The following is a 5,812-nucleotide window of genomic DNA, read 5'->3' as shown; positions in this document are numbered from 1 at the left end:
GCGAATATTGGCGATTTTTAGCCGAGCACTCGGGGGCCGATCAATGCGTTCCATACCCAACCTTAGAACCCGGTCGCAGTATTGGGAAATATTCCAATCCTATATTTAGATAGCCACCAGCTATGGTGAGCCTGCACCCTTCAGACTTTCACTTTGTCAACTTGGTCTAAGCGTAAAGTAACTGACCTTGGCTAGTTTGCGGAGATTCTGGGCGGTGGCAACAAGGAGGAATTCGTCATTTGCGCGCCCGATAGTCTGACCATAGCGGAGAATATTCGCCCCTTCCGAGAAATCCTCTGTCGACTTCTTGTGCGAACTTGGGACGGTCTCGATTGCCCCGGGCTCGCCTTTGCTCAGGTCTTACAAGGCGATGGCAATGTTAGCGTCATCATGCAAGCGCATGATCTATGTGGCCAAAGTTAGTCCCCCAGAGTGACAATGACCTTGATAAGACCCTGTCAAAACCCGCCTCGATCGCGCCACGGTTTCCTGTCGCATCGAACACAAAATCGAAGCCGTCGCCCTCGTTTGTGGCAGTGGTCAGTGATGTGAAACCTAGCCGAAAACCGAACGATGTCTGTACCGCCGTAAGGCGTTCTTCGCTGACGTCTACTGAATATCATGTCCATGCTTGTGAAGATGAAGCTGTTTATGTTCTGAGTGGTACGGGCACTGCACGTACAGGCGACGACACCCATGATATCAGTTCTGGAGACTTCATCGGCTATCCCAAAGATGGCCCTGCCCATGAAATCCGCAACACCAGTGATAGACCTTTGCGGCTGTTGATCATTGGGCAGCGGCTTTCGGAGAACATTGTGGACTACCCCGATCAGAACAAACGTTTATACCGCTGCGCTGGACGCCCAAACGATCTGGTTGATATAGGGCGGATCATTCCTTTGGGCTCCACCGACTGATCCACTTCCTAACCCTCCCTATTGTGAACTTGGTGGTCTGAGCTTACTCGCCCAGCTTTCCGCATATTCGCGAAACACGTCCGACCGTCTATCGTGCAGCGCCATCAACGCGCAGGCTGCCCACATCGCCGCGATACGGTCTGTATCCGTTTCATGCATCGCATAAGCATTTGCGGCAGCAGTGCCGGGCGTTGCTCGCTCGTGTTTCACGCGCCGCTCCTTACAGTGAAAAACCTACAACCCGCGCGGTTTAGTGCTTCGACGGCAACCAACAGGCCTTCCTTTACTGCCCGAGTAAGCAGTCACACCGCAAGTTTGACAACTCCATGCCGCCAAACCACCGCGATCACTCGCCGGATCTTTCGCCCATCGGCAAGTCGATTTTCTGCCGCCTGATCTTATTCTACGGACGACCAAGAACACCAATAGCGCAAGCGTCAAAACACCGATCAATGTCGCCCAGATCAACCAGGTCTCAAACCCACCGTCTGACACCGTGATGCTCTTCAAGCCGTCGCTCCTATTTGTCGACTTCTTTCGCCGAGTCGATGTCGGTGCAAGTCGGAAGCGAAGGGGGCGTCATGTCAACAACCGTCATCGACGGTAACGCGATCCCTCGGGCCATCTGGCTGCACAGCCGTTCAGCGGTCTCACGAACGCGCGCCCCGTCTAGATCGATGGGCGGTGGCGACAGGTACTCGATACCCCTCGACTCGATCTTCTCACTCAGCCATTTGTCCGTCATGATATTTCCCTATTGCTCCAATCCAGCGCGAAATTCGACTTCTTGCAGTTCACGCCTAGCTTCTTCCCCATCGTGATGCTCAACGCTATCCAGTATTTGATGCCAGTATTCAGAAATGGCCAGTCGCGTTTGGCATCAGGCATCTAAACTGGCGGATGAACCTAACCGAAACATCATATTCAGGAGCGTTACCACAATTCTCAACCACAACATCAAAGCGCATTAGCGACCAGTGATTAGCTTCCGAATTGGCCACAATATGTGGTCGCGCCAATGCTCGGGCCATTCGAACAGTTGCAACAACAAGTGCGCAAGCAAGAAACGCAAGGGCAACGGATGCAGCCACAGTAACCCAACCTGAAAGGCTTTCGAAAAATATGTTTGCCACAACAGCCTGATCCAATTCTTCACTCCTAGTTGTCGTCTACATCGGTGCAATAATCAGCCAAACCAGAAAGACCAAAATTACGATGGTAACGGCTCCGCTTAGAAAGCTGCGATGTTGGACTTTCCCGGTCAGAATGCTCCGCCACCTCTCTTAATCTTCTTCAGTACCTTCAACCACGGCAAACACAATACCTACGAGAACCATAAGAAACAGAGTAAGTGGCGCGCGGCCAAGTGCCTTATCAACGTCATGCCGAGCGCCCCCTTATTCTGTGTTGCCTACTGAGGAACGAAGGGTACCGAACCTCGGACCATTTGGCATTCAGCTTGCGGGCATGAACCTCATGTCTGAAAGCTGAATGTGTCATTGCGGCCCTTCTTTCGAGGGCTTGGGTATCCTGCGATACCTTTGATCCAGTTCTGGTAGGCTCGATCGAGATCACTCAATGGCTGTTGCTGGCAGTTTTGGAAATCGCGGCGATCCAATCGTGTTCGCGCAGTTTGCAAGCGTCTGTCGGCTGATCTACAAAATTTCCTTCGAACAGCGCTGGGATTACTGGCAGCAGTTCCAATGGGTCAGCGGCAGGAATATCTCCTATATGTGCCAGGCCAGAGAGCCTACGAAACTGAGAGCCAAATATGTTAGGTCACAGTGAGAAGCGGTCAATGGCCGCTAGCGCATTCCTCCCCGCCTTGAGGGACTGGGTATTCAGCGACGTTTTAGATGAAAATTGGCAGAAAAAGGAGTGCTCTCTTACCTTTTAATTTCTTTGAGAGCGGCCTTCAGCGGTTTGGGACGATGGGAATCGACGTCACGCACCCAGACCTGTTTCCGGATGTCATGGATTGTGAGGGTTTGGCCAGGGTAAGCGGCCCTGATGCGGTCCAACGCGTCCTCTTCACAGGAACGTTTGATAATATGCTTTATTTTACCTGCACTTGTCGCGGTGAATGTGATTTCAAAAAAGAGCTCTTCAATGCGCATTCCACACACAGCCTTCAGGCAGTCAGTTGGTTGGCATAAATGCGGGCATATAATAGGCATTGGCCGGAGGTATTGTTACAGCCCGAACCAGAAACAGGGCGCCGCGACGATGAACCAATAGCTCCGCCCACGCCGCATGACCAAAAACCGAATTCATTGCAGTTAACGGTAATTTTTTGGCGAACATTCGGGCCGCCCTTTACTGAAACATTTACGCACATCTGAAGTTTCCTGATCCAACACTTGGGAAACACATCAACTCAAACCGACTGGCTTGAAAGAAGCAACGGTGTATGAACCATTGCTTCTTTGCTCTGCCCAACGTTCCAAAGCTCTGCTATTTGGCTGCCCGCAAATGCGACCAATCAATTCGTCTTTTGCCCAACCTTAGAGCCAAGTTGCTGCAATGGGAAATACTCCAATCCTATACTTGAATAGACACCTGCTATGGTGAGGCTTGCGCCTGTTGGGCTCTCATTTTGTCAACAAGGCATGGTCTCAGGGGTAAGCTTTTCGACACTGTGCTGTAGCAGACTGTACGCTCAATTTCTGTTTCTCCAGCCGAGCTTTAGCTTCACTCAGCTTTTGTTTTTCTTCGGAAATGTCGATAGCGACCGGTGACTCTTCAACGCGTAGCCGAGTTTCTTGGCACACCTCGACCCTGCCCGCATCAACAGTGCATGCATAGGTATGTAGATATGGCACCTTTTGCGAATGAATTGCATAGCCCCGAGAAATGTTTCCTTCAAGGAACGCAATCGTTTCCATTGTGTTTCGCATCGGCGCTTCGATGCTGGCGACGCACTGCTCGTAGGGCGTCACGCACGCCGCCAAGACGATCGCTGCGGTGCTAAAAACGGCGGGTTTAGACAAAGAGATTTTCATATTTTGGGTTTTACGCCTATGAGCAGGCTCTCAGTCATATAGGTGGAATTGGCCTTTGCTGCACCTTCCGGAAGACCTGTTTCTGCTACTGGCTGGCTGCAGGCGGCAAGCATGAAGAGCGCCGGCAGAAGTTTGAGCCAGTAGAGTTTGTCGAGGCAGCTGATTTTGTGGCCGGCGATGCGCTCCAAGACCCCGCTCAGCCAGGCTTGTAAGTTGACGCTGTTGAGCTTGGCAGTCCCGATCAGAGTAAAGGCGATGGGTATAGCTTCTCCGCCACCTTTTGAGCCCTCAAACATCCAGCTTTTGGGCCCGATGATGACGGGCTTGATGGCTCGTTCTGCCGCGTTGTTGTCCAGTTCCAGACAGCACTGTTCCACTCGAAGCGCACCCCTTCCTTCATGAGGCCGCTCACCTCACGTAGTACTGAGTACATTCCACGACATTACGCTGAAGTGCCAATTCCCAACTTCTATTTTAAGATAGATCTTGTCTATGTTTTGGGAAGCGCTGGACCTTGATCCCAGCGGGCAACCTTCAATCGAGCTCTGCGAGCAATCACATAAAGTACTCATCTACTGGTTTGTGCCTGGCCAGTTCTTGAGTGAAACCCCGCATCTCAGATCGGGCAGTTTGGTAGAGATATCGAAGCGCAACCACATGACGCTCAAAGCTGGCATCCTCAATGGTCAGTGAGGTAAATTCCTTGCTCCTTGGAACTGCCGTCTCGGGTAAGATCACAAACCCCCTCCCCAACCGCACCAGCTCCAGAATCCAGTCAACCCGATTGGAACGATGTGTGAAACTCATTGTATTTCCGCGATCTGCGCAGAAACTAAACAAAACTTCATGCATCTCGCAATCAACTCTTGCCAGCGCCTCGTTGCCCACCAACACGTGCAAGTTCACGCTTTCCCTTTGGCTCAGCGGGTGTGTGGCGGAAACAACAACTCGGTAAGTTTCACGATATAGTGGCTCCGCCCGATAAAGATCAGATGCAGCATCAGCATTTGTAATAGCGATATCAAAACGACCTTCCCGAAGGCCGTTCAGCAGCGCATTTTGTTTGTCGACAATGATCTCGAAATCAATTTCTGGTGCACGCGCCTGATGCCGCATTACCGCGTCTGCTATTCTGACTAGCCCGATACCTTCACCAACTCCGACACTGATGGGAATATCTTCATGATGAACGTAACGTTTGGCATCTACCATCGCTTTTTGTGTTTGCTGCAACACCTCCTTTAAGTACGGGAGAACGACTCCGCCTAGCCGCGTCAAGCTGCACCCGGCATGATCGCGCAAAAACAGCTTACCGCCCAACCCATCCTCCAGCTTCTTGATGGCTGTTGTGAGCGAAGGTTGAGTAACGTTTAAAGCATGCGCTGCGTGAGTGAAGTTTCGATATTCAACAACTGCCAAGAAATATCGAATTTGATGCATTTCCATGAATTCTGTGCGCCCTCTCTCTGGCATAGCCAGTGAATCATTCGCACAAAAGATAGCTACATTTCGGATAGTTAGAGGCTATACTGTAATAGTATATCGGTATTGGACTTCGAGCCTTACATGGTCAGTGACGCGGACGGGGGTTTTCTCTGACCACATCACGCAATGTCAAAATCAATAACCCTCAAGCCAGACCCAGCAACCAGACCACATTTGAAAGAACGCTCTGGCACCCAACACTGGAACCAGCGTGCTGTATTAGGGAAGTACCCCAACAAATGAGGGTAAGTTTTGGGCGGCAGGGCTCGGCTTTGACAACAGCAGAAGTGTTCCCTGTGATCGGGTTGCGCTCACTGCGGCTCAGAAGCTGTGACTGAGGGCAAATCCAAAGTAGGGATTTTGATCACCGCCCCGTGCTCGATATCCCGCGTTAAACAAAATATC

7 protein-coding genes are annotated in these 5,812 nt (G+C 51.3%); 1 reads left to right on the top strand and 6 read right to left on the bottom strand.

Annotated elements, in window-relative coordinates:
• Positions 1-548 precede the first annotated feature (548 nt).
• The gene (locus ACR0BU_RS24500) at positions 549-920 is read left to right on the top strand and encodes a cupin domain-containing protein (protein ID WP_480739533.1); all 372 of its coding nucleotides are present in this window, start codon (positions 549-551) and stop codon (positions 918-920) included.
• Between the two features lie 18 nt (positions 921-938).
• Here the strand turns inward: ACR0BU_RS24500 and ACR0BU_RS24495 are convergent, their stop codons facing one another.
• The 6 genes from ACR0BU_RS24495 to ACR0BU_RS24470 form a co-directional block, all read right to left on the bottom strand.
• Positions 939-1,130, bottom strand: a complete 192-nt coding sequence (locus ACR0BU_RS24495; protein ID WP_298938464.1) for a hypothetical protein — start codon at positions 1,128-1,130, stop codon at positions 939-941.
• 310 nt (positions 1,131-1,440) lie between these two features.
• Positions 1,441-1,665: a hypothetical protein gene (locus tag ACR0BU_RS24490; RefSeq protein WP_480739531.1), complete on the bottom strand. Its 225-nt coding sequence runs from the start codon at positions 1,663-1,665 to the stop codon at positions 1,441-1,443.
• 1,141 nt (positions 1,666-2,806) lie between these two features.
• Positions 2,807-3,037, bottom strand: a complete 231-nt coding sequence (locus ACR0BU_RS24485) for a hypothetical protein (protein ID WP_298938467.1) — start codon at positions 3,035-3,037, stop codon at positions 2,807-2,809.
• A 498-nt stretch (positions 3,038-3,535) separates the two neighbouring features.
• Positions 3,536-3,922 (bottom strand): hypothetical protein, encoded by a 387-nt coding sequence (locus tag ACR0BU_RS24480; protein WP_480739529.1) that lies wholly within the window; start codon positions 3,920-3,922, stop codon positions 3,536-3,538.
• Positions 3,919-4,299 (bottom strand): transposase domain-containing protein, encoded by a 381-nt coding sequence (locus ACR0BU_RS24475; RefSeq protein ID WP_480739527.1) that lies wholly within the window; start codon positions 4,297-4,299, stop codon positions 3,919-3,921. The genes ACR0BU_RS24480 and ACR0BU_RS24475 overlap by 4 nt, the downstream gene beginning before the upstream one ends.
• Before the next feature lie 178 nt (positions 4,300-4,477).
• Positions 4,478-5,368 (bottom strand): LysR family transcriptional regulator, encoded by an 891-nt coding sequence (locus tag ACR0BU_RS24470; protein WP_480739525.1) that lies wholly within the window; start codon positions 5,366-5,368, stop codon positions 4,478-4,480.
• Between the last annotated feature and the right edge of the window lie 444 nt (positions 5,369-5,812).

Source organism: Ruegeria sp. CK2, from assembly GCF_056536585.1.
The sequence above is the reverse complement of the archived record's forward strand: the minus strand, read 5'-3'. Positions and strand labels throughout refer to the sequence as shown.

Coding starts and splice junctions, on each gene's coding strand:
- ACR0BU_RS24490 (WP_480739531.1), bottom strand. CDS start 1,665: ATGACGGACAAATGGCTGAGTGAGAAGATCGAGTCGAGGGGTATCGAG.
- ACR0BU_RS24470 (WP_480739525.1), bottom strand. CDS start 5,368: ATGGAAATGCATCAAATTCGATATTTCTTGGCAGTTGTTGAATATCGA.
- ACR0BU_RS24485 (WP_298938467.1), bottom strand. CDS start 3,037: ATGCGCATTGAAGAGCTCTTTTTTGAAATCACATTCACCGCGACAAGT.
- ACR0BU_RS24480 (WP_480739529.1), bottom strand. CDS start 3,922: ATGAAAATCTCTTTGTCTAAACCCGCCGTTTTTAGCACCGCAGCGATC.